Source organism: Bradyrhizobium sp. CCGUVB23, from assembly GCF_024199885.1.
GTDB lineage: Bacteria > Pseudomonadota > Alphaproteobacteria > Rhizobiales > Xanthobacteraceae > Bradyrhizobium.
In genome coordinates, this window is the sequence record NZ_JANADQ010000001.1 from 9290033 (window position 1) to 9314168 (window position 24136).

Consider the following 24136-nt stretch of genomic DNA (forward strand, 5'->3'; position numbering starts at 1 on the left):
GATCAGAACTTGGCCGTCGTGACCAGATAGAACGCCCGTCCCGGCGCGACGGCCACGAACGGCACGGCGCTGCGATAAAGCGTGTCATAGTAGAGCTTGTTGGTCAGGTTCTGCGCGTAGAGCTTCATGGTCCAGTTCTTGTCGATCTTCTTTTCGACGAACGCGTCGAAGCGCCAGTAGCTCGGCAGTTCGTTGCCGGTGTTGGCCGCAAACGTGCCGCCATAGACCTTGGAACGATACACCGCCTGCCCGCCGAGCTCCCAACCGTCGTCGAACTTGTACTTGGTGAGCATGCTGAACGACTGGTGGGCGACGTTAGCCAGCTGGAGGCCAATGTTGGAGGCGATGCCGCTCTGCGTGACCTTCGACTGCATCAGCACCAGGCCGCCGAAGATGCTCCAGCGGTCCGTGATCTTGCCCTCGGCCTCGATGTCGATGCCCTGGATGCGGTAGGCCGCGCCCGAAGTCAGCAGGCCGTTGACGGTCTCGCGGGCGTTGTCCTTCGTGGTCTGGAACAGTGCACCCGTCACGAGCAGATGGCGGTCGGCGAGTTCCCATTTGGTGCCGATTTCGGCCGCCTTGTTGAGCTCGGGGCCGAGCAGAATAGCCGTGTTAGCCGGAACGCCACCGTAATCGGTGCCGGTTGCGTCAAGCTCCGACCCGAACGGATTGGCCGAGGTCGCATAGGCCGCGTAGATGCTGCCGATCGACATCGGCTTGTAGAGCAGGCCTACGTTGTAATTGACGAGATCGGCATTCTGCTTGAGATAAGCCGAGTTTGTCGAAGAGCTTTGGCTGTAGCCATCATAGCGGACACCGCCATTGACGATGATGGTGTCCTGCCAGTTCGCGGTGTCCATGACGTAGACGCTGCTGGTGTTGACACCATAACGCGTCGGGTTTCCAACCAGCGACGGCGTGCCGAAGCCGGAGAGAAAAGTGTACTGAGGGGAATAGAGATTGACGTTCTGGACGGCGCCGTTGCTCGTTGAGCCGCCGCCGAACAGTTCCGAGGAGAGACCGGTGTAACGGTCGATCGAGATGTTTTCGTCCGCATATTCGACGCCGAACACTGCGGTGTGCTTGACCCCACCGGTGTCGAGCTTGAACGTGGCCTCGTTCTGGTTGGCCCACACGTCCACGTTCTGGTAGCGGCTCTGCGCACTGGCCGTGGTCGTCCAGAGCAGCGGATTGACGTTGGTCGTATTCGGGTTCTGCGGCAGCGTGCCGATATAGTTCAGCAGCGAGTGCTCGCCGCGAACCTTGCTGCTCAGCGTGATGGCTTCGTTGACCTTGTACTCGATCGTGCCGGTGCCGAAGTCCTGCCGCGCGGTCTGGAAGTCGCGGTTGACGAAGCCGTACCAGTTCTGGCGCGGAATGCCAGCCTCGGTGACCGGCACATTGCCCTGCTTGTAGTAGGGCACGCCGAAATCCGGCAAACCGCTGAGATCGGTGTGGACGTAGTTCGTCGTGATCTTGATGTCGTTGGTCGGGGTGTACTTGGTCGAGACGAAGGTACCCCAACGATTGTCGGTCACGTAATTGCGGCCGGCGACGTTGGCATCCTGGAACAGGCCGCCGGTGCGGACCGAGAAAGTCGGGTCGATGACCTGGTTGACGTCGAGCGTAACGCGCTTGGTCATGTCGGTGCCGAACTCGGTATCCATCCGCTTGAAGTTCGCGTCGCCGGCCTGCTTCGTGACGATGTTGATGGCGCCGCCCGCAGTGCCACGACCGGCATAGGACGAAGCCGGTCCGCGCAGGATCTCGATCTGCTCGGTGAAGAAGTTCTCGCGGATGCTAACGGCGGGATCGCGAATGCCGTCGATGAAGACGTCGTTGCGCGCATCGAAGCCGCGGATGAAGAAGCGATCGCCGAATGCGTTGCCGCCCTCGCCGGAGCCCAGCGTCACGCCGGCGGTGGAGCGACCTATCTCCTTCAGCGTCGTGGTGTTCTTGTCCTCGAGCACTTCCTTGCTGAGCACGGTGATGGTCTTCGGCGTGTTCAGAATCGGCTCGGGAAACTTGCCCGAGGCCTGCACGTGATCGACCTTGTAGGGAGCTGCCGGATCGGCATAGGGATCGCGGTCCGGCGCGCCTACGCTCTGGGACGGCGCAGCTGCGGTCTGTTGCGCCTGCTCGCGCTGCGCCGCGCGGCGAAGCGCATTGCGCGCACGAATCTGCTCCGGCGATGGCTTCGAGGCGGCAGGCCGCGGGCGCTCGACTGGCGCATCGACGCTGACGGGGGGAAGATTCGACTGCTGCGCCTCGGCGGCGCCCGAGAACGATGCCACCGCGATCAATCCGGCAACGGCTGATGCCGCCTTGCCAGAGCCGCCTTCGAACCTTTCGTCGATGAAATCGATTGCCGCGAACGATCGCAGCGACTTCGGTGCAACCACCTGCCCCATTACCACACGCCCCATTTTCATGATCGCTCATGCGCGTCATTCGCGATGAACGTTGGGCGTTGGTATCGGCCACAAAATATGTGGTCAATGCGGGCAACCCGTGAGAACGCTTTGAATACTTCCAGATCAAAACGATTCTAATCTGGAGTTTGAAATCGTTCTAAGGAGCTAGTTTGTAAGCGTTCTAAAGAACTGAAAAACTGCGCCTCGTGATCTCGGAGTTTGCAGCATCAATCGCTGCTCGGCGGCTTCATCAGCGAGAACAACTCGTCGACGGTCGCTTGTGCGACCGAACGGACGCCATCGGTGTTGTCCATGCCGGCGATGTTGACGCCCTTCACGACGGCTTTGATCTCGTCGCGAAAGTCGGTCAGGAAGCGCAAGGGATCGCCCTGCTCGTTGGCGACGCGCGCGATCAGGCCCGTGATCAGAATCTGACATGCGATCATCTTGCCGTTCAGTTCGTCCATCATGCGCTCCCGTTGTGCGGGCGCTGATATGGACGACGTCGCATGGGCTGACAACGGAAACACGGCGCAATCAATTTAGAACCGTTCTGGCTCGGACGGCGCGACTGCATCCGAAGGTCTTGGCCCGTCAGCGCCGCTTCGGATTGCGCACGCGGCGTGCGAGCATCGCGAAACCTTTGCACGTTGATCGATGCTGGTGCCCAACAGGCTGCCCAAGAGAACGGCTGTTCACGATGTGCGCACGCAGCCCGGATCGGATGCAAAGCTTTCCGATTGTTTAGGATTCTCAAGCGACAGTGTTGTTTACACTGGAACTTGGCGTGTATTATACAGGCTGCCGCCGGAACTCTTTCAGAGACCCATAATTCAACCTTTGGGCAAGCGAGCCGATACGAAGCCGATATGAAAAAGTCGCGGCCGATTCTGTGGTTTTCCCTCATCGCAGCCGTGGCCGTGGCAGGCTACTTCGGCTGGCAACGCTTCTATGGTCCGGACGCCGCCAAGACCCAGACCGCGCAGAAAGGCCCGCCGCGGCCGGTCGCAGTTCCTGTCACCATCGCACCGGTCCAGCAGGCTGATTTCCCGGTCTATCTGACCGGGCTCGGGACGGTTCAGGGCTTCAATACCGTGCAGGTCCGGACCCGGGTGGACGGCCAGATCGACAAGATCGCCTTCACCGAGGGCCAGATCGTCAACCAGGGCGACCTTCTGGTCGAGATCGATCCCCGCCCCTTCCAGGCCGTGCTCGACCAGGCCAAGGCCAAGAAGCAGCAGGACGAGGCGAACCTCGCCAACGCCAATCTCGACCTCCAGCGCTATACCAAGCTCGGTGAATTCGCGACCCGGCAGCAGACCGACACCCAGCGCTCCACCGTCGCCCAGCTCACCGCGCAGATCGCAGCCGACGAGGCCGCGATCTCCAATGCCCAGACCCAGCTCGACTACACCCAGGTCAAGTCGCCAATCACGGGCGTCGCGGGCCTGCGCCAGGTCGATATCGGCAACATCGTCAACGCCTCCAGCCAGACGGCGATCGTCTCCATTGCCCAGATCGAACCGATCACGGTGATCTTCACTGCGCCCGAGGACCAGTTGCCTTATATTAATGAGGGCCAGAAGGCCGGCGCGCTCAAGGTGATCGCGCTGACGACCGACGGCAAGAAGACGCTCGCTGAGGGCAAGCTCGCCGTCATCAATAACCAGGTCGACACGAGCAGCGGGACTATTCGGCTGAAGGCGGTGTTCGACAACAAGGACCACACGCTGTGGCCGGGCCAATCGGTCTCGACGCGCCTTCTGGTGCGGACGCTGAAGGACGCTACCGTGGTCCCCGACGACGCGGTCCAGCATTCGACCAACGGTCTCTACGCCTATACGGTCAATCAGGAGAACAAGGCTGAACTGCGCAAGCTCAAGGTCAGCTACTCCATCGATGGACGCTCGGTGATCGATGAAGGACTTAGCCCGGGACAACAAGTGATCACCGGCGGTCAGTTCAAGGTGCAGCCTGGAAGCCTCGTCTCTACGGCGGTCGCAAGTTCGACTCCGGGCCAGAACAAGGTTCGACAGGAATGAACGACGGCGGGATTTCGGCACCTTTCATCCGTTATCCCATCGGCACATCGCTGCTGATGGCCGGCATTCTCTTTGTCGGCCTCGTCGCCTACCCCCTGCTGCCGGTCGCGCCGCTGCCGCAGGTCGACTTCCCGACCATCCAGATCACCGCGAACCTGCCCGGCGGCAGCCCGGAGACGATGGCCTCCTCGGTCGCCCAGCCGCTGGAGCGCCAATTCGCGCAGATTCCCGGCATCGCCCAGATGACATCGACGAGCTATCTGGGCACAGCCTCGATCACCATCCAGTTCGACCTCAATCGCAGCATCGACGGCGCCGCCAACGACGTGCAGGGCGCCATCAACGCGGCCAGCGGCCAGTTGCCGAAAAACCTGCCCTCGCCGCCAACCTATCGCAAGGTCAACCCGGCGGACTCGCCGATCCTCCTGCTGTCGGCGACGTCCGAGACGCTGCCGCTGACCACCGTCAGTGACGCAGTTGACGCCCAGCTCGCCCAGCAGATCAGCCAGATCTCCGGCGTGGCGCAGGTGTTCATCGGCGGCCAGCAGAAGCCGTCGGTTCGCGTGCAGATCGATCCGGCGAAGCTGGTGGCCAAGGGCCTGTCGCTGGAAGACGTGCGCAGCCAGATCGCGATCACGACGGTCGACAGCCCCAAGGGCAATATCGACGGCGAGAAACGGGCCTATACCATCTACGCCAACGACCAGCTGCTCCAGTCCAAGGACTGGAACGACGTCATCATCGCCTATCGCAACGGCGGGCCGCTGCGAATCCGCGATATCGGCCAGGCCGTCACCGGTCCCGAGGACGCCAAGCAGGCGGCCTGGGCCAACGGCAAGCGCGGCGTGTTCCTGGTGGTGTTCAAGCAGCCCGGCGCCAACGTCATCGAGACGGTCGACCGGATCAAGGCAACCCTGCCCCGGCTGGTGGCCGCGATCCCGCCGGCGATCAAGATCGAGCTGATCAGCGACCGCACCACGACCATCCGCGCCGCGGTCGAGGACGTCCAGTTCACGCTGCTTTTGACCATCGTCCTGGTGGTCATGGTCATCTTTATCTTCCTGCGCAGCTTCTGGGCGACCGTCATTCCCACCGTCACGGTTCCGCTGGCGCTGCTCGGCGCATGCGCCCTGATGTGGGTGTTCGGCTATTCGCTCGACAATCTGTCGCTGATGGCCCTCACGATCGCGGTCGGATTCGTCGTCGACGACGCCATCGTGATGCTCGAAAACATCACGCGCTACATCGAGAACGGCGATTCTCCCCTCGCCGCCGCCTACAAGGGCGCCAAGGAGATCGGCTTCACCATCGTGTCGATCAGCATCTCGCTGGTCGCGGTGCTGATCCCGCTGCTGCTGATGGGCGGCATCATCGGCCGCCTGTTCCGCGAATTCGCCGTCGTGCTCGCGATGACGATCTTCGTCTCGATGTTCGTGTCGCTGACGCTGACCCCGATGATGGCCTCGCGCTTCCTGCGCGCCCATGGCGAGGTGAAGCACGGCCGCTTCTATCAATGGAGCGAACGCGCCTTTGACGCGATGCTGCGCGGCTATGAACACATTCTCGACCTCGCCTTGAGCTGGCGCCGCACCACGCTCACGATCTTCTTCGCCACGCTCGCCCTGTCGGTCTATCTGTTCATTCTGATCCCGAAGGGTTTCTTCCCGCAGCAGGACGTCGGCCTGATCACGGCGACCTCCGAAGCCTCGCAGGACATCTCCTTCAAGGACATGGTGCGGCGGCAGGAGGAACTCGGCAAGATCATCATGGCCGATCCCGACGTCGCCAGCGTCGCCATGGCGATCGGCGGCAGCGGCCGGGCCGGCAACAACGGCAACCTGTTCATTACGCTGAAGCCCCGCAACGAGCGCGAGGCCTCGGCGCAGCAGATCATTGCGCGGCTGCGTCCGAAGTTCGACAAGGTTGAAGGCGCTCGCCTCTACATGCAGGCAGCCCAGGACGTTCGACTCGGCGGCCGGCCGACGCGCACCCAATTCGAATTCACGTTGCAGGACGCCGACCTCGGCGAACTCAATGACTGGGCGCCCCGAATCCTCGCCAAGATGCAGACGCTGCCGGAGCTACGCGATGTCGCGACCGACCAGCAGACCCAGGGCACCACGGTTCAGCTCAAGATCAATCGCGACACCGCCTCGCGCTACGGCATCCAGCCGCAGTTGATCGACGACACGCTCTACGACGCGTTCGGCCAGCGCCAGGTCACCCAGTACTTCACGCAGCTCAACAGCTATCACGTGATCCTGGAGATCCTGCCGGAGATGCAGGGTAACCTCGACAGCCTGAACAAGCTGTACCTGAAATCGCCGCTAACGGGCGACCAGGTGCCGCTCTCGACGTTTGCGACCTGGACGACCGATCCGGTGCGCCCGCTCTCGATCAGCCATCAGGGCCAATTCCCGGCGATCACGATCAGCTTCAACCTCGCACAGGGCATGGCGCTGGGACAGGCCACGGAAGCCGTGCAGAAAGCGATGGCCGATCTCGGCGCGCCGGCGACGCTGAATTCGAGCTTCCAGGGCACCGCGCAGGCCTTCCAGCAGTCGCTCGGCACCGTGCCGCTGCTGATCCTGGCAGCCCTCGTCGTGGTCTATCTGATCCTCGGCATTCTCTACGAGAGCTACATCCACCCGATCACGATTCTCTCGACCCTGCCTTCGGCCGGCGTCGGCGCACTCGCGATCCTGATGGCGGCCGGGTTCGACTTCAGCCTGATCGCGCTGATCGGCATCATCCTGCTGATCGGCATCGTGAAGAAGAACGGCATCATGATGGTCGACTTCGCGATCGCGGCCGAACGCGATGAGCACAAGACGCCGGCGGAATCGATCCGCCAGGCCGCGCTGCTCCGCTTCCGCCCCATCATGATGACGACGATGGCGGCCCTTCTCGGCGGCGTGCCGTTGATGCTCGGGCACGGCACCGGCGCCGAAATCCGCCAGCCGCTCGGCTATGCCATGGTCGGCGGCTTGATCGTCAGCCAGGCCCTGACCCTGTTCACGACGCCCGTGGTCTATCTCTATCTCGACGAGCTCTCCAACTGGTTCTCCGGCTGGGGCCGTTCCAAGCAGAGCGAACCCGAGACGACCGAACACGGCGCGGTCAAGGAAGCGGCCGAGTAAGCAAGCGTCGCAATTCCAATTCCGGCACGTTTCCCTCCTTTCAAGCCAAAGCGATATTTCATGTCCATGCGCTCCAATCTTGCCGCCCTCCTTTCGGTTGCCTTGCTGTGGAGCGGATCCGCTCACGCCCAGGGCACCAAATCCAAGGCGGCTCCGCCCCAGGCCGCACAGCCCGCGGCTCCTGCCGCGCAGCCGCAGGCCGACGTTGCGCCGGCGCCGCAAGCAGGCTGGGCCGCGCGCTGCACCAGCGCGAGCCGCGATGCACCGCTGGAATGCGCGATCGAGCAGAACGCGGTGCTGACCAAGACGGGACAGCTCATCGTGCTGATCAACATCCGCGTGCCCGCCGACACGCGCGTACCCACGGCGCTGATCCAGCTGCCACTCGGCCTCAATATCCCCGTCGGCGCCAAGCTCCAGGTCGACGAGGGCAAGACGGTCGACCTGCCGATCCAGACCTGCGAGAATCGCGGCTGCTACGTCTCGACGCCGATTTCCGCGGACCTGCTTGCGGCGCTGAAATCCGGCAAGCAGTTGAAGGTCTCCTTCCAGAACATGTCCAAGGAGACCATCAACATCCCGATGCCGCTCACCGATTTTGCGGCCGCCTACGACAAGATCAAGTAACGGGCCGCGTCCGTCTCACCCTGCCCCCAGATAGGCCTTCTGCACCTGCGGATCGTTCGCCAGCGCCGTCGCGGTGCCGGACAAGACGCTTCTGCCCACCTGCAAGACGGTTGCGAAATCGGAGACTTCGAGGGCAAGCTCGATCGACTGCTCGGCGAGCAGGATGGTCAGGCCCTCGCGATGCAGGCGGCCGAAGGTTTCGTACATGGACTCCACGACCGCCGGCGCCAGCCCGAGCGACGGCTCGTCCAGCATCAACAGTTTCGGGTCGCTCATCAGCGCGCGGCCGACCGCGAGCATCTGCCGCTCGCCGCCCGACATGGTGCCCGCTCGCTGGTTGCGGCGTTCCTTGAGCCGCGGAAAGATCTCGTAGACACGCTCGAGCAGCGCCGCCTTGCGCGACTTGTCGTGCAACGGCGTCGTGCCGAGCAGGAGATTGTTCTCGACGCTCTGCTGCACGAACAGCCGCCAGCCCTCCGGGGACAGCGCAAGCCCCTTGCGCACGATCGCAAAGGCCCGTTGGCCCGCGATTGCCTCGCCCCGAAAGCTGATCGTGCCTGAATGTACCGGGATCAGGCCTGCGATCGCGTTCAGCGTCGTGGTCTTGCCGCCGCCATTGGAGCCGAGCAGCGCGACGATGCTGCCCTTGGGGACTTCCAGCGATACGTCGGACACGCCGATCAGGTCGCCATAGCGCACTTCGAGGTGCTCGATCCGAAGCAGAAGCCCGCTCATGTGGGGCCGCCCATCAGTTCGATCGGCGTGTGGCCGGCAGCCGCTTTGGCGGCACGCGTACCGAGATAGGCCGCGATCACCGCCGGGTTCGCCGTTACCTCATGCGGGCTGCCGCGGGCGATCTCCTTGCCCTGGTGAAACACCATCACCCGGCTCGCCAGCGACATGATCACTTCCATGATGTGCTCGACGATGACAAGCGTGATGCCGGCGCGGTGGATGTCGCGCACCAGATCGATTGCGAGCCTGACCTCATGCGCATTGAGACCCGCCATCGCTTCATCGAGCAGCAGCAGCTTCGGCTCGGTGGCAAGCGCACGGGCAATCTCCAGGCGCTTGCGGCCGGGCGTGCCGAGCGAGCGCGCCGGCGCATCCGCTAGCCTGATCATCCCGACCCGCTCCAGCACCGCGCGCGCCTTGGCCTCGGCTTCGGCGCGAGGCTTGGTACGCAGGAACGCGCCGATCATGACGTTCTCGAGCACCGTCATGCCCTCGAACGTCTGCGGCACCTGGAAGGTGCGCGCGAGCCCGAGCTGCGCGCGCCGCTCCGGCGCGAGATCGGTGATATCGCGGCCTTCGAACAGGACGTGGCCTGCGGTCGTCCTGAGATCGCCGGTAAGGCAGTTGAAGAAGGTCGACTTGCCGGCGCCGTTCGGCCCGATCAGGCCGAGGATATCGCCCTGCTCCAGCGTCACGGAGGCATCGTCGACCGCCTTGAAGCTGCCGAAGGCCTTTGTGATGCCGCGCGCTTCAAGGAGCATGAGGCGCTCCCGCTTCGCTTCCCGGCTTGGGCCGGCGCTTGAAAAGGCTCAAGATGCCGCCGGGCTGAAAGCGCGCGATCAGTACGATGATCGCGCCATAGACCACGAAGGTGAGGCCTGCGCCCTTGCCGCCAAGCACACTGTTGGAGATTTCCTCCAGCGGCACCAGGATTGCGGCGCCGACCAGCGGACCGAACAGCAGCCCTGCCCCGCCGAGCGCGGCCATGATCAGGATCTTCACGGAGATCAGGATGCCGAGGCCGGACTCGGGGTCGACGAAACCGAACATCATCGCATAGAGCGCCCCGGCGACGCTCGTCAGCGCCGCGCTCAGCATGAACGCGTAAAGTTTCGTGCGACTCGCGGGCGCACCGAGCGAGCGCGCGGCACGCTCGGAATCCTTGATCGCACGCAGATAGAATCCCATCCGGCTGTTCGTCATCCACCAGGTGATGAAGAGCGTGATCACAAGAACCAGGAGGAAGAGATAGTAGTAGGGCAGCGACGAGATGAACGAGAGATCGAAGATGTTGCGGGCGACCGTCGGGCCGGATAGGCCCACCGCCGCGCCAAGGTAATCCGTGTTGGTAACGATCAGCCGCATCGTCTCGGCCACCGCAATCGTCGCCATGCTGAAATAGTGGCCCGACAGGCGCAGCGTCGGCACGCCGATGACGGCCGCCAGCGCCGCCGCAATCACGATGCCACCGGGAATGCCGAATAGCGGCGACAGACCGAACTTGGCGTAGGCGCCCATCGCCGCGTAGGCGCCGCAGCCGAAGAACACGACATGGCCGACGGAGACCTGCCCGGCATAGCCGCCCACGATGTTCCAGGCCGAGGCCGCGATCGCATAGAGCAGCACCAGCGCGCCAAGGCGCTGCTGGAACGGCGAGGACAGCAGCAATGGATAGGCAATCGCGACCGCTGACAGTACCGACAGCCAGAGCAGGCGCCGCATCACATCTTCCCCATCAGGCCTTGCGGCCGGAACCACAGGAAGAACAGGAACAGGATGTAGACGACGATGTCCTTGTAGACTGCGCCGATCAGGAAGCCCGACAGCGACTCGATGACCCCGATCAGAAGGCCCGCAACCAGCGCGCCTGGCACGCTGCCGAAACCGCCGAGCGAGACCGTGACGAAGGCGACGATGCCGAGCGTTTCGCCCACCGTCGGCACGATGTAGAAGAAGTTCGCGATCAGCGCGCCGGCAAGTCCCGTCGCACCCGCCGCAATCGCCCAGGCGATCGCCTGCATCGTGTCGGGCCGGATACCCATGAGCTGGGCGGCAGTTGCATCCTCCGCCACCGCGAGCATTTTCGAGCCGAGTGAGGTGCGCGTCAGCAACAGGTGCAGGCCGAGCGTAACCAGCAGCGCGACGACGCCGGCAAGCAGCCGCGACGCCTCTAGGCGTAGCCCCGCCACCGCATACGTGCCGCCTACGATATTCTGCGGCAGCGACTTGAAGTCGGCACCGAACCACCAGAACACGGAATAGCGCAAAAGCAATGCCAGACCGAAGGTGCCGAGGATCTGCGCCAGCATCGGCCCCTTCATGATGTCGCGGATCAGGCCGAAATAGACGACGACGCCGAGCGTCGCCAGCACCAGCACAGCCAGCGGCGCGCCGAGAAGCGGCCCGCCTCCCATCAAGGTGTAGACGACATAGGCGACGTACATGCCGAGCATGACGAAATCGCCATGCGCGAAATTGACGATGTTCATCATGCCCCACACCAGGGTGAGGCCGGAGGAAAACAGGGCGTAGACGGCACCGAGCAGGAGCCCGCCGACGATCACCTGCACGAGAACAAAGGACATGAGCCGCGCCGCTCTATCAAGCCGACAAAAAAGGCAGGACCGCCGGTCCCCCCTCCGACATCGTCACCAGCCTTTGTAGGGCATCACCGGCGCCTTCTCGGCATTGCCCTTCGGCCACACCGAGACGTAATTCTCGCCGTCCTGAAGCTGGATGATGTAGGCCGACGCCAGCACGTTCTGCCCCTTCTCGTCGAACTTCACGCCCTTGTAGCCCATGATGAGTTGCTCGGGCTTGAGGTCGGTTGCCTTCAGCGCCGCCTGGATTTTCGCAGGATCGGTCGAGCCCGCGCGGTCGATGGCGTCGACCAGCACGAAGAAGCCCTGCATCTCGCGCCCGACCGTGTCCTCCATCTCCTCGCCGCTCTTCTTCTTGTACATGTCGGCGATGACGGCGCTGGGCGAGCCAGCGGGGCCAACGGCCCAGGACGAGCGGTTGAACACGCCCTGCGAGAGCTTTCCGACCGCCTTGATGAAGGACGGATCGGAATAGCCGGCATCGTCAGCCAGCAGCATCGGCGGCTTGTAGTCGAGCGACTGCATGGTTTTCGCAAACAGGATCGCATCCGACGTGTAGGAGATCATCAGCACGACGTCGGGCTTCTTCTCCTTGAGCTGAAGCACCTGCGCCTGCAAGTCGGTGGCGTTGACGGCATAGGCGACGTCGATGACTCCGGTGCGCCCCTTCTCCTTGAAGCCTTTGGTGATCGTGTTGGCGACGGAGGTGCCGTATTCGGTGTTGTCATGGACCAGCGCGATCGTGTCAGTCTTCGCTCCGGCCGCCTTCATGTCGGTCAAGAATTCGTCGTAGATGCGAACGAAATCCGGCGCGATCGGCGTGGTGCGGAAAAACCATTTGAAGGCGCGCTCGGTGAGATTGGCGGCGACCGATTCTGGCGTCAGGTATGGAATGCCGTATTTCTCCGCAATCGCGCTCGATGTCAGCGTAATGCCGGACTGGTAGGCGCCGAGGATCGCGACCACCTTCTCTTCCGTGATCAGACGCAGTGCCTGGTTTTGCCCGGTGGCCGGGCTGCCCTGGTTGTCGGCGATGACAATCTCGACCTTGGCGCCGCCAAGGCCTGCGAGCCCGGCGTTCTTGGCAAGCGGCAGCTTGTCGAGCTCGGGATGGGCGTTGTTGATGATGTCGGTCGCGACTTCGAGCGCGGCCTTGGCATGCGCACCGATCGACGCCGTGCTGCCGGACATCGGCAAAATGACTCCGATCTTGACGACCTTGTCCTCAGCCTGCGCGCCTCCCGCAAGCACGACGGACATCGCGGCCGCGCAAAGCAGCCGCGTAGCGAGCTTCAATGCCATGAACCACACCTCCCAAAGGGTTTCCCCGACCGGATTTTTTAGGCTTGGAAACTTCGGCGAGCGGCCTGCTTCCATTTGATTTTCCTGGCGCGCGAAGGATGGCATGCCACTCTGGAACCGGCAAGGTGAAACGCGATTGCACAATGCGGCATTGGCACATGCGGACTATGCCCGTCGCAATCGCGAACACGCTTTCGCGCTCGTTGCGCGTTTCGCCTGACCTTTGCCGACGGTCAGGCCGACTCCGCGCGATGCGCCTCGATAAAGGTTTCGAAGCCACCGAAGATCAGGCGCTTGCCGTCGAAGGGCATGCCGGCGTTCTTCAGGCGGGAATCCTCCATCACCTTCTTGTTGATGGCATCGCGGCTTTCGCGGTCGCGGTAGACGATCCAGGACAGCACCACGATCTCGTCCTCCTTCGCTATCACCGCGCGCGGAAACGAGGTCACCTCGCCATAGGGAACGTCGTCGCCGATGCACTCGACATAGTCGAGCGCGCCGTGCTCCATCCAGACCTCGCACGCCGTTCGCGCCAGCGCCTTGTAGGCGTCGACCTTGTCCTTTGGCACGGCGAGCACGAAACCATCGACATAGGGCATCACGGGTCTCCTTCTGCGAGTTGCCTGCCCCTGAGGACGATTGAGGAGACGACGTCCCGACCGCGGTCTCAGGCTTTGAAGATGGGGCAAACCGTCGCGCGCACCGCCGCCTCGCCTGCCCTCGCCGGTCGCGGTTTCGATCGCCTGGTTTCGCGCCAAAGGAAACTCCCCTCCACAGCAGTGCTTGCAAGCCCAGAGGCGAGCGGGTAGAAACCCACCACGCCTGAGCCGTGATTTGCGCCGCGCGCGCCTCCGGCCGCCGCCCGACAGTTCAATAAATCATTGAATTTGTTAGGCAATTCCGTTGGGGAATGGTGTAACGGTAGCACAACAGACTCTGACTCTGTTTGTCTTGGTTCGAATCCAGGTTCCCCAGCCATCGAAATTCTTCAATTTATTCAGCGATACCGCCGATAATATCCTGCGCATCACCCGGCGCCCTGCTGCTGCAATTGCTTTAGAGTTGCGATGTCGCTGGGGGTGACCAATGTTTTATCGGCGCTATGTCCGCGGCTCGTTCGCCGCCGCAGTCTTTCTGGCCTCCTCCGCCTTGTCGCTTGCGGGATTCAATCCCGCATCCGTCTATCAGGAGGCTCCGGAGGTCGCCGCGCGCTATCCCGATGCGGAGGTGCACTACACCACGCCGGCCTTTGCGCCCGGAAAGCAGGATTTCACCTCGCATAGCGAGTTGATGGCCTTCCTGGAGGCGCTCGCGGCCAAGTCGCCGGCCATGCGGATGGAGATTGGCGCCCGCTCCCAGCAAGGACGCGTGCTCCCCGTTCTGTTCTTCTCCCGCGATCAGAACGCGTTAGGCAATGGAGCGAAGCCGGTGGTTCTCATCATCGGCCAGCAGCACGGCAATGAACCTGCCGGCGGTGAAGCGGCCCTGGTTCTAGCGCAGCGCCTCGGCGCCGGCGATCTCGCCGATCTCCTCGCTGCGATCGACGTCATCATCGTCCCGCGCGCCAATCCGGATGGCGCTGACGCGTTTGTCCGCGGACTGGCGAACGGCATGGACCCCAACCGGGATCATACGCTGCTGCGAACCCCGGAAATCCAGACGATCGGCGCTCTGTTCAACCAATTCCATCCGCAACTCGTGCTGGATTGCCACGAATTCACCGTGGGCGGCCGCTGGGTCGAGAAAGTCGGCGGCGTCCAACGCATCGACGCGATGATCCAATACGCCACGGTCCCCAATCTTCCGCCCAGCCTGGAGAAGGCCGAATCCCAGCTTTTCCTTCCGGCGATCCTGCAGGCCTTCGATACGCACGGTCTGACGCATGACTGGTATCACACGACCGACGGCAGTCGTCGCGACTCGCCCGTCGCAATGGGCGGGATCGGACCGGATACCGGGCGCAACGTCGCCGGCTTGCGCAATGCTGTCAGCTTCCTGCTGGAAACCCGCGGTGTGGGGCTTGGGCGCGCGCATCTGGCGCGGCGGGTCGAGACGCATGTCGTTGCGGCCGAAGCCATCCTGCAACTAGCGGCCAAGGATCCCGGCGCATTTATGCAGTTGTCGAAGCAGGCTTCAATCGAGGCCACCACGTCCGACAAGCCCGTCGTCGTCGTCGCGCATGGACATCCCGAATCGCGTGAGATGGTGTTCGTCGATCCCAAGACCGGCGCGGATAAACCCGTCACGGTAACGTGGGTCTCGGCGCTGAAGATCGACCCGGCGCTGACGCGCCCCCGACCAGCGGGCTATCTCATCAGCCGTGACAACACCCGGGCCATCGACGCGATCAAGCGGGCTGGCCTGACCTTTCAGCTCGTTGCGACTGCTGCGGTGGTTCCAGGCGATCACTATCGGGCAACCGACGTTACTTCGGGAGCGAAGGAAGATGTGCGCGGCGACGACACAGGTGCCGGAGCGATCATCAAGGGGACTTTTGCGCTGGAGAAGGCCGATATCGCTTTGACGCCGGACGATGTCTTCATTCCATTCAATCAGCCCTTATCGGGCCTTGCCGTCGCACTGCTGGAGCCTGAAAGCGACGCCGGGCTGGTCGCCAACAAGTTTGTTCCAGCCACCAACGGACAAGTCTTGTCGATTTCGCGACTCGATCGTACGCCGTAACGCGTTCAGGTCCTTCGCAAGCTTAATGTGCAATATGCCGCATCGTAACGTCACGTATTGCCGCCATCGGCTGGCAACTCGGCGAAGAACCTGCGATTTCCACCGAACTTGAAACCTGATCGCCCCGACAAAGGCTCGGTATCTAGCAATCCGTGGACAGCATTAATGCGGGCTCTTCGTACGAGGGGATATGTTTGGTGGACGGCAGCCCTCGTGCTCGCAATCTTCTCGCAAGCGGGCTCTGCCGAGTTGCCGACGGTCACGGGCGCCGACATCCCGCAGTTCGGGATCTACGAGGCCAGGGTCCTCGCCACCGACAAATCAGCGGGACCGCCGAGTGGAACGATCGATCGCGTCGCCTGGCAATTCACGCCGAGCACCACGACGGTTCCGGCGCGCAAGGGCATTCGCTTTGGCTATGAATATCGCCTCACGGGCGAACCGGATGGAGCGCTCGTGCCGGTCCGGAGCATCACCATCTTCCCACCCGGCGGCATGCGCAATCCGCGCACGGGCGAGGTCTTCTCTCGCAGCGATGTCACCGAGCGCTGGGCCATCGGCAGCACTGTGCTGCACGGCTACAGCCTCGACGACGACTGGGAAGCCGTTCCCGGCACCTGGGTACTGCAGACCTGGGTGGGCGAGCAGAAGGTCGCCGAGATGGAGTTCACGCTAGCTCGAAGCGCCAATTAGGATTGCGGGATCGCAACACAAGCCGTCCGCTTCACGCCATCGTTCCTGGCATGAAGCAGCGAACGCTCACACCCATCGGGCCGTACAGCGGCCAGACCAGTGTCACGTTAGCCCTGTTCGGTTCGTCGATGACGGCCTTGTCGGGTACGTAAACCCACTCGGTTTCCACGTTAGTGGCGCCGGCCATCGCGCGCTCGAAGCCCCTAGACGTTGTCGGCACGCGGACGCGGTAATGGTTGCCGTCAATCTCCCAGTCCACCTCCGACAAATGCATCGCTTCGCTACCATCGCAGCACAAATCCCCCTTTCGGTCATGGAGCCTCTCAAACCACTTCGACAGATCGGCTCGATTGTGATCGTGCGCGAGCATGGCACCGGGGATGCCAGCTAACATTAGCGTTGGCGTTACCGTACTCTCCTCCACTTGGGCCGCTGCGAGCAGAGCTACTTGGTGCTGCCGGGTGATCGGGAAGTCCCCAAGTTCAAAAGGTGGAAGATGCAATCTGCACGCATTTGCGTGATTAGTCGCCACGAGTCCGATGGCGGCAGCGACGGTCACAATCAAGAACTGGGTTCTCATGGGGTCACCTCTTCGATTAGAGATACTTCCTCCACGAATTCCGTACGCACCGCAGCCCGACCACGGACGCACCATGTGAACCACTTCACTTGAGTCCCGGAAATCCCGCATGGGTTCAAAGGATCAGCGGCAACAATGGACTACCAGTTGTGGAACAGGCTTTCGTTCGAAAACGCTAATCGGTCACATCATGACCCCGGGCATGAAACAACGAATTTCGATGCGCCGCAGGTTACCGCCGAGCACCCAATAGTAGACGGGCCAGACCATTGTCCTACCGGCGCGGTTCGGCTCCTTGATCACGGCGGCCTCCGGTACGTCCCACCATTGGCGCTCGATGCGCACGCGGTAGTGGCCCTCTCTCACCTCCCAGTCGATGTCGGATAGCGCCTTGCCGTCGGTGTCGGAACAGCATGGCCCCTTTCCACTTTTGAGGCTCTCGAACCAGCTATTGAGTTCGGGGCGACTATGATCGTGCGCGTGCGCCGCGAAATGCCAGACTAGCGGCACGATCAGCGTCGCCGCCGTGATGGGAGCCATCGAAAATATCTTCCTCATTTGCAATCTCCTTAAAAAAATAAGAGATTGCCCCCCTGCTGTTCGCTCCGGAGACACTCCGCGCCCGTTTATTTGTTGCGTTGCAGCTTCTCGGGTTACCGCTGGCTCAGGGCAGCGGCCCTCATTGTCAACGTAGCGCAGGTCTGTGGTGAGACAGGACGAAAAAGGACGATGAAAGACGAAATCAGGTTTTGCCGTTGCCTTGAGGCGCACTTGCCGGTCCGCTAAGATGGATGGTGGGAGGCATGCTCATGGCCTGCCTGCGGCTGAACGGATATACGCTCGATTTGGATCAGGCGCAGTTGTTTGACCAGCACGGCCAAGCCGTTGAGCTGCGGCCTCAGGCTCTGGCAGTTTTGCTCGAACTGGCGCGCCGGCACGGAGAGCTGGTTACAAAGCGCGATCTAAGTGCGAGAGTCTGGCCGGACGTTTCGGTGACCGACGATTCGCTTGTGCAATGCGTGGTCGAGATCCGGCGCACCCTCGGTGATACCCGGCAGCAAGTCGTGCGGACGATGCCACGACGTGGTTACCTTCTGATCGTCGACGCGACCGACACGGCACCGCGCGATGTGCGGAGCTTCTATAGCTTGGCCGCCGCCATTGCGATGATGGTAGTGGCGATCGTGCTGGCCTGGCAATTTCTACTCCCCGGGGCACCCCCCGGGCGCCGCGACGCACACGACAGGATGGTGGCCGATGTTGCAGTTCTGCCTTTGCGCGTGCTCAACGCCTCTGGCGAAAGCAGTCCGGACGGCAACGGATTAGCCTACATGATTGCCAGCGACCTTGCGCGCTACCCCGACCTGCATATCATCTCAACCCTCGCCACAGCCGAGCTTCGCGGCAAGAACCTGTCCCCGGCGCAGATCGCTGCGATGACCCACGCTCGCTACCTCGTGGACGGCAGCGCGGAGAGGCGCGGCGACCGGCTGCAGCTCAACGTGCAACTGATCGCTTCCGGCGACAGTAGCATCGTCTGGAGCGGCCGGTTCGAGCCCACCGCGCACGACTTGCCCGACGTTACCGAGGCGTTGATCTCGCGGATTAGCGCCTCACTTGGTGCAACCGTGCGCGAGTCGGACCGGACCGTGTTACGGAACCGTGCGCCAGCCTCGCTTGATGCGCACGCGCGCGTGCTGCGCGCGATCGCGTTGACTATTGCGCCGAGTCCTGAGGCCCTTCGCCAGGCGCGGCAGGAGCTGGAACAGGCGGTCCGCCTTGATCCGAACTACGCCCCCGCATGGGCGCATCTCGGACAGGCGAAGACATTGTTGATCTTTGGCCATCACGATCCTGGGCTCAGTCGTCAGGACTTGCCGCAGGCGATCGCTGATATCGAGCACGCGACTGCGCTGGATCCGCTGCTTGCCAGCTCGTGGCGAGTGCTGTCCATCGCGATCGACTCGAGCAAGAACCCCGAAGCAGCAGTGAGCGCGGCCGAGCGGGCGACTCAACTCGGCCCTGGCGATCCGGACAATTGGCTCGCCCTCGCCGTCGCACAGCACCATGCCGGTCGAACCCAAGCAGCTATTGAAGCCTTCGAGAAGGCGGTCTCCTGGAGCCCGCTACGCCCACCGCATTACGCCATCGTAGCGGCAAGGCTGCGCTATTCCGTGCAGGATTATGAAAATGCGCTGCGATATGCGCGCGAATGTATGGATCGAACACCTGCGCTGGGCGTCTGCAAGGCGATCTGGCTGTCGTCACAGGTCCGTACCGGCCACTCCGTCCAGGCGGAGGCAGCGTGGCCCGCACTGGTTGCGGCCACACCAGCTTTGCAGACGTATCGGATGACTCCGTACAATACGCCCATGGCTCTATCGATTGATGAGGACCTCGACAGACTTCGCAAAAGCAACACCCGGGCAATGGCCCAGTGAAGCTCCAGGCGGATGAACCTGATGTGATCACTCAATGTCGGCTTTTCTTGACGCGGGAGCGGCCTTCGAGGTCATTCTAGACGGAATCATCCGCGTGCCTTTGCGGCGCCGTGAGGTCAGGCGATGACATCACGCGACGAATCCGCCCTCGCCCCTACTTCCTGTTCTCCTCGCAGAACTTCAGCGCGCCCAGCACCTCGCCCGCGTGCGGGATCTGCATCTCGATGCTGTCCTCATCATCATCCTCGAAATCGACGGTGAGGCGCTTCGCCTTCGACAGCTTGTCGAGGATCGATTGGTTGAATTCGAAGATGCCGCGCACGGTGGTCTTGTCCATGACCTCCCACTTGGCGCTCTTCATGATGTCGGCGTCGTCAGTAGCGAAATCGGCCTTCAAGATCTCGCCTACCTTGTCCCACTCCCAGCCGTCATAGATCATCACGATGACGATCGCCTTGTCGGAGTAGGACAGCACGATCACATAGTCGCGGTTCTCGTCGTCCTTGTCCTTGTAGCCGCGGCTCGCGTTGCAGTGGGTGTCCTGCGAGCGTTTCTCGATGGTCCAGTCGCCGACCTTGGATTGCTGCGCCAGCGCAGGTGTCGCTGAAAATCCCGCAAGCAGCGCGATCGTGAAAAGCAATTTCTTCATATTGTCCTCCAGCCGTTTCCCCGGAACAAGCTGACCATCTCTGCAGGAGAGCCGCAAGCGCTCCCCAACCGGCGATACAACCTGCGATCGCGTGGTTAACGGATGTGCGAGGGCCCGCGCCGCCTGCGGCGTCCTGAACGGTTCCGACGAAACCCTTTCCCCGAACCCACGAAACACGCTCGAAACAGACTGTCCATTATGCTGGCCGTCAAAATCATACAGGGACGGCCACCATGCAATTCTTCCTCGACCTGATCTGGGACTATTCCTGCGGCCAATACCTCGTCGCGCTGCCTCCGCGGGAGGACGAGCTATGATCGAGCTGATCTCCGCCTTCCTCGCCCTTTGCAGCATCGGCGTTTTTGCAGCGCACGCGCTCGACGCCTATCGGACGTCACACTATTGAGACGGGGCGCGCTCATTTGGCATGATCTTTTCGGAAAACCGCTGCGCACTTTGCGCTAACGCGGCCCTTCGGGTCCGGATCATGTTTAGCGCCCCCCCTCCCCATCGATCTGCCGCCCCATCAGCGCGATCGCCTTCTGGTAGACCCCGGCGGCATTCCAGGCTTCGATCGCCGCAAAGTTAGGCTCGCCCGGCTGGTAGCCGGCTCCTGCTCGCCAGCCATGTGCTCTCAGGAAATTCGCGGTCGAGCTCAGCGCATTGGCGGCGTTATCGAGATTGCCGGTACCATAGGCCAGGATGTTCTTGGGCATGAACTGGGTCTGGCCGACCTCGCCATGCATGGAGCCGCGCTGCCCAGGCGACATTGAGCCACGATCAATCAGCTTCAGGGCAGCATAGAGCTGGTCAGTGAAGAACTCCGGCCGGCGGCAGTCATAGGCGAGCGTCGCGATCGAGGACAGCATGTTCTGGTTGCCGCGCTGGCTGCCAAAGCCGGTCTCCATCCCCCAGATCGCGATCAACGGCCCCGGCGGCACGCCGTAGCGCTGCTGGATCGAAGCGAACAAGGCGGCCTGCGACTGCTTCAGCGAGCGCCCGCGCGCCACGATGGTCGAGGCGCCGCGCTTGGCCAGAAATTGGTCGAGCGAGAGCGAAAAACTGTGCTGGCTGCGATCGGCCGCAATGGTCGCGCTCGCGTAATTGGTCTGCATCAACGCGCCGATGCCGGTCGCGCCGATGCCCTTGCCACGGGCCTCCTCGCCGAACGCGCGCTTCCAGCCTTCAAAGCCGCCGGGCCCGTTGCCGCATTGCGCGGCGCCGGCCGCCCCGAGATGTGCGAACAGTGCGATCGCGCCGAGCGCGGCCGTTGCAATGATGCTGCCCCTGTTCATTTTCGTTCCTCTGTTCGGGGCATGCGCCCTGCTCGCAACCAACCGACGGCCGGCATTCGCCCGCCTTCACGGCATGATCCTACGCCAGCTCCGATCGCTCAAGCCCCGCCGCGCGCAAACAACGCGCGGCTCGACGCTTGACATTCTCGAGGTCATCCGCCGAGCAGAAAGTCCACCATGATGCTCTGGTGCTGCTGATACATGTCGGTGCCGGTCGCCGTGACGCAGCCGACCTTTCGCGCCGCTGCGATGAAGGGCGAAACCTCCGGCTTGGTGATGACACAGCCGCAATAGGTCGACGGCGCCAGCCTTGCGACGTCGACCGGCAGCGGATCGCCTTCGCCCATGCCGGCGGGCGTGGCGTTGGCCACGAAATCGAAACCTGTGGGATCGGCTGAGCCAGCCAGCGCGCGGCCCTTGCCGAGCCTGTTGAGTTGTTCGATCAGCACGTCGCGCCGCTCAGCTGATGCGTCGTGAACGGCAATCTCGCGGACACCGGCCTCGACCAGCGCGAGCGCAATCGCCGACCCCGCTCCGCCGGCACCGACCAGCAGCGAGCGCATCCCCTCAGGGTCGATCCCGTTGGCACGGGCAGCACCGACGAAGCCGAGCCCGTCCACCATGTCGCCGTGCCAGCCGCCATCCGCGCGGCGGCGCATCAGGTTCACCGTTCGCAGAAAATGCGCGCGGTCGGTGGCGCTGGCGCAGGCCTGATAGCAGGCGAACTTATGCGGGATGGTTGCGACGATGCCGTCGAGATTTTTCAGCCGCGTCGCCACCGCAAGGAAATCGGACAAGTCGGCAGGCGCGACCTGGACGGGGACGAGGATGCCGTCATGACCACGTGCGGCGAAAGCGGCCGTGAGCCCTGCGGGCGAGCGCACCTGGGCGATGGGATCGCCGACGATGACATAGAGCCGCGTCGCGCCGCTGAGCGTCGGGGGCACGCCGCTCAAGCCGGCACCGGAGAGCTGCCGGGCTCGGCAGCGGTCACATAAGTCAATTCCAGCCCCTCCAGATTGCCCTCCTTGCGCCACTTGTCGAGCAGCCGCAGGAACGCCACCGGCCCGCGCCAATACTGGCTGTTGCGCGCGGCGATCGGATCGAACACGCCTTCATTGTTGTAGTAACCGGGCGTGCATTCGGCGAGATAGGTCTGCCGGCCGATCGCGGCCTTGACGACCTCCTCGACCCAGGCGTTCTCGGCAGCCAGCGTCGGCTCCAGCGTTCTCGCGCCGCGCTTGCGTGCTTCCTTGATCACATAGGCGATGTGGCGCGACTGCTCGTCGATGATGTGCGGGAAGTTGGCGCTCTGGCCGGCCTGCACGGTGACGATCAGAAAGCAGTTGGGAAAGTCGCGGCTGTAAAAGCCGTGCATTGTCTTCACGCCCTCGCGCCAGCGCTCGGTCAGGCTGAGGCCGCCGCGGCCATGGAGTTCAAATCCCATGCGGCGGGCATAATCGGTGCCGACCTCAAAACCGCTGGCGTAGATCAGGCAGTCGAGTTCATAAGCCTTGCCGTCGACGACGACGGCGTTTTCCGTGATCCGCTCGACGCCATGGCCCTTCGTATCGACGAGATGCACGTTGGGGCGATTGAAGGTGTCGAGATATTCGTCGTGGAAGCACGGCCGCTTGCAGAACGCCTTGTACCAGGGCTTTAGCGCTTCGGCCGCTGCGGGGTCTTTCACCACGGCATCGACGCGGGCGCGGATCTCTTCCATCTTCCGGTAGTCGGCCTGCTCGATTACCTTGAGCGCCTGCTCGAGCGAGGTAACCGGCTCCGGCTGACGGCGCGGCGCGAGCAGGATTTCGCCGAGCAGACCGGTCCAGCCGTCCTGCACCAGATCCTCCTCGAACGGCTCGCCTGATATCACCGCCGTAAAATTGTCCATGCGCTCGCGCTGCCAGCCGGGCTTCAGGCTCTTGGTCCAGGTATCATCCGTCGGACGGTCGTCGCGCACGCCGATCGCCGATGGCGTGCGCTGGAAGACGTAGAGTTCCTTGGCCGCGCGCCCGAGGTGCGGCACGCATTGCACGGCGGTCGCGCCAGTGCCGATGATGCCGACGCGCTTGTCAGCGAGCCCGCTCAAGCCACCTTCCGCGGTGCCACCGGTGTAAGCGTAGTCCCAGCGGCTGGTGTGAAAGCTGTGGCCTTTGAACATTTCGATGCCAGGAATGCCCGGCAGCTTCGGCCGGCTGAGCGGGCCACCGGCGAGAATGACGAAACGCGCACGGATCTTGTCGCCGCGATCAGTCTCCACCAGCCAGCGCGCCTCCTCTTCCCGCCATTCCATCCGCGAGATGACGGTCTGAAACAGAGCGCGCTCGTAGAGGCCGAAATGATGGCCGATCCGGCGCGAGTGCTCATAGATCTCGGGCGCGCGTGCATATTTGCGCACGGGCATGTAGCCGGTCTCTTCCAGCAGCGGCAGATAGATGTAGCTCTCGGTGTCGCAGGCAGCCCCCGGATAGCGATTCCAGTACCAGGTGCCGCCGAAATCCGCGGCCTTTTCCACGATGCGGAAATCGTCGATGCCGGCCTCGCGCAGGCGCGCGCCGCATAACAGGCCACCGAAACCGCCACCGACAACGACGACCTCCGTCTCCTCGCTGATCGCCTTTCGCGTGAAGCCGGGATCGGCCCAGGGGTCGTCGAGATAGTGGCCGAATTCGCCGGTCACCTCGACATATTGCGCCTTGCCCTCGGCCCGCAAACGCCGGTCGCGCTCGTCGCGATAGCGCGCCCGCAGCGTCGCGATGTCGATGTTGGATGCGCCGGCTGTGCCGGTCTTGTGATTGTCCAATGACATCAATGCTTCCTCCGCAGCGGACGTTGCTCTTTCGACAACTCGTGCCAGTTAGCCCACAAAAGCCGGGATGCGCAACGAGGGCACGGTTTTGGCCGGCAAATGGATCATCGATCCCGTTCGAGGA

At 62.9% G+C, this 24136-nt stretch carries 20 protein-coding genes and 1 tRNA gene; 7 read left to right on the forward strand and 14 right to left on the reverse strand.

Going from position 1 to position 24136, the window contains the following annotated elements:
* Positions 1-2: 2 nt before the first annotated feature.
* Positions 3-2411, reverse strand: a complete 2409-nt coding sequence (locus tag NLN62_RS43655) for a TonB-dependent siderophore receptor (RefSeq protein WP_254113852.1) — start codon at positions 2409-2411, stop codon at positions 3-5.
* A 230-nt stretch (positions 2412-2641) separates the two neighbouring features.
* Positions 2642-2881 (reverse strand): hypothetical protein, encoded by a 240-nt coding sequence (locus NLN62_RS43660; protein ID WP_027523744.1) that lies wholly within the window; start codon positions 2879-2881, stop codon positions 2642-2644.
* Between the two features lie 402 nt (positions 2882-3283).
* On the opposite strand from NLN62_RS43660, the gene NLN62_RS43665 reads away from it, so the two are divergent.
* The 3 genes from NLN62_RS43665 to NLN62_RS43675 are packed head-to-tail and all read left to right on the forward strand — an operon-like array spanning position 3284 to position 8223.
* Positions 3284-4456 (forward strand): efflux RND transporter periplasmic adaptor subunit, encoded by a 1173-nt coding sequence (locus tag NLN62_RS43665; RefSeq protein WP_027523743.1) that lies wholly within the window; start codon positions 3284-3286, stop codon positions 4454-4456.
* A complete protein-coding gene (locus tag NLN62_RS43670; protein ID WP_027523742.1) occupies positions 4453-7596 on the forward strand; it encodes a multidrug efflux RND transporter permease subunit in 3144 nt (1047 codons plus the stop codon). The genes NLN62_RS43665 and NLN62_RS43670 overlap by 4 nt, the downstream gene beginning before the upstream one ends.
* A gap of 60 nt (positions 7597-7656) precedes the next feature.
* Positions 7657-8223 carry an invasion associated locus B family protein gene (locus NLN62_RS43675; protein WP_027523741.1) on the forward strand — a complete coding sequence of 189 codons (567 nt, stop codon included), beginning with the start codon at positions 7657-7659 and terminating at the stop codon, positions 8221-8223.
* Positions 8224-8238: 15 nt separating this feature from the next.
* Here NLN62_RS43675 and NLN62_RS43680 read toward each other — a convergent pair whose 3' ends face one another.
* From NLN62_RS43680 to NLN62_RS43705, 6 genes are all read right to left on the reverse strand, one after another.
* Positions 8239-8958: an ABC transporter ATP-binding protein gene (locus tag NLN62_RS43680; protein WP_027523740.1), complete on the reverse strand. Its 720-nt coding sequence runs from the start codon at positions 8956-8958 to the stop codon at positions 8239-8241.
* Positions 8955-9719: an ABC transporter ATP-binding protein gene (locus NLN62_RS43685; RefSeq protein WP_027523739.1), complete on the reverse strand. Its 765-nt coding sequence runs from the start codon at positions 9717-9719 to the stop codon at positions 8955-8957. The genes NLN62_RS43680 and NLN62_RS43685 overlap by 4 nt, the downstream gene beginning before the upstream one ends.
* Positions 9709-10680 (reverse strand): branched-chain amino acid ABC transporter permease, encoded by a 972-nt coding sequence (locus tag NLN62_RS43690; RefSeq protein WP_254112821.1) that lies wholly within the window; start codon positions 10678-10680, stop codon positions 9709-9711. Before NLN62_RS43690 ends, NLN62_RS43685 begins: the two co-directional genes overlap by 11 nt.
* Complete coding sequence (locus tag NLN62_RS43695) at positions 10680-11543, reverse strand: branched-chain amino acid ABC transporter permease (protein WP_254112823.1); 864 nt, start codon at positions 11541-11543, stop codon at positions 10680-10682. Before NLN62_RS43695 ends, NLN62_RS43690 begins: the two co-directional genes overlap by 1 nt.
* A 63-nt stretch (positions 11544-11606) precedes the next feature.
* The gene (locus NLN62_RS43700; RefSeq protein ID WP_254112825.1) at positions 11607-12860 is read right to left on the reverse strand and encodes an ABC transporter substrate-binding protein; all 1254 of its coding nucleotides are present in this window, start codon (positions 12858-12860) and stop codon (positions 11607-11609) included.
* 233 nt (positions 12861-13093) lie between these two features.
* The gene (locus NLN62_RS43705; RefSeq protein ID WP_254112827.1) at positions 13094-13459 is read right to left on the reverse strand and encodes a DUF1428 domain-containing protein; all 366 of its coding nucleotides are present in this window, start codon (positions 13457-13459) and stop codon (positions 13094-13096) included.
* Positions 13460-13764: 305 nt separating this feature from the next.
* On the opposite strand from NLN62_RS43705, the gene NLN62_RS43710 reads away from it, so the two are divergent.
* From NLN62_RS43710 to NLN62_RS43720, 3 genes are all read left to right on the forward strand, one after another.
* A tRNA-Gln gene (locus tag NLN62_RS43710) sits at positions 13765-13838 on the forward strand.
* Between the two features lie 108 nt (positions 13839-13946).
* A complete protein-coding gene (locus NLN62_RS43715; protein WP_254112829.1) occupies positions 13947-15542 on the forward strand; it encodes a M14 family metallopeptidase in 1596 nt (531 codons plus the stop codon).
* Between the two features lie 165 nt (positions 15543-15707).
* Positions 15708-16235, forward strand: a complete 528-nt coding sequence (locus NLN62_RS43720; RefSeq protein WP_254112830.1) for a DUF3859 domain-containing protein — start codon at positions 15708-15710, stop codon at positions 16233-16235.
* 31 nt (positions 16236-16266) lie between these two features.
* Here the strand turns inward: NLN62_RS43720 and NLN62_RS43725 are convergent, their stop codons facing one another.
* Together NLN62_RS43725 and NLN62_RS43730 are read right to left on the reverse strand one after the other, a co-directional pair.
* Positions 16267-16815 (reverse strand): hypothetical protein, encoded by a 549-nt coding sequence (locus tag NLN62_RS43725; RefSeq protein WP_254112832.1) that lies wholly within the window; start codon positions 16813-16815, stop codon positions 16267-16269.
* A 183-nt stretch (positions 16816-16998) separates the two neighbouring features.
* Entirely contained in the window at positions 16999-17373 is a 375-nt protein-coding gene (locus NLN62_RS43730; RefSeq protein WP_254112834.1) for a hypothetical protein, read from the reverse strand.
* Between the two features lie 251 nt (positions 17374-17624).
* Between NLN62_RS43730 and NLN62_RS43735 the strand changes: the two genes are divergently transcribed.
* Positions 17625-19256: a winged helix-turn-helix domain-containing protein gene (locus NLN62_RS43735; RefSeq protein ID WP_254112836.1), complete on the forward strand. Its 1632-nt coding sequence runs from the start codon at positions 17625-17627 to the stop codon at positions 19254-19256.
* Positions 19257-19410: 154 nt separating this feature from the next.
* On the opposite strand, the gene NLN62_RS43740 is transcribed toward NLN62_RS43735, so the two are convergent.
* From NLN62_RS43740 to NLN62_RS43755, 4 genes are all read right to left on the reverse strand, one after another.
* Entirely contained in the window at positions 19411-19905 is a 495-nt protein-coding gene (locus tag NLN62_RS43740) for a hypothetical protein (protein ID WP_027523730.1), read from the reverse strand.
* A 491-nt stretch (positions 19906-20396) separates the two neighbouring features.
* Positions 20397-21200 carry a lytic transglycosylase domain-containing protein gene (locus NLN62_RS43745; RefSeq protein ID WP_254112838.1) on the reverse strand — a complete coding sequence of 268 codons (804 nt, stop codon included), beginning with the start codon at positions 21198-21200 and terminating at the stop codon, positions 20397-20399.
* Between the two features lie 152 nt (positions 21201-21352).
* Complete coding sequence (locus NLN62_RS43750) at positions 21353-22147, reverse strand: shikimate dehydrogenase (protein WP_254113853.1); 795 nt, start codon at positions 22145-22147, stop codon at positions 21353-21355.
* A 5-nt stretch (positions 22148-22152) separates the two neighbouring features.
* Complete coding sequence (locus NLN62_RS43755) at positions 22153-24012, reverse strand: NAD(P)/FAD-dependent oxidoreductase (protein WP_254112840.1); 1860 nt, start codon at positions 24010-24012, stop codon at positions 22153-22155.
* Positions 24013-24136: the final 124 nt, after the last annotated feature.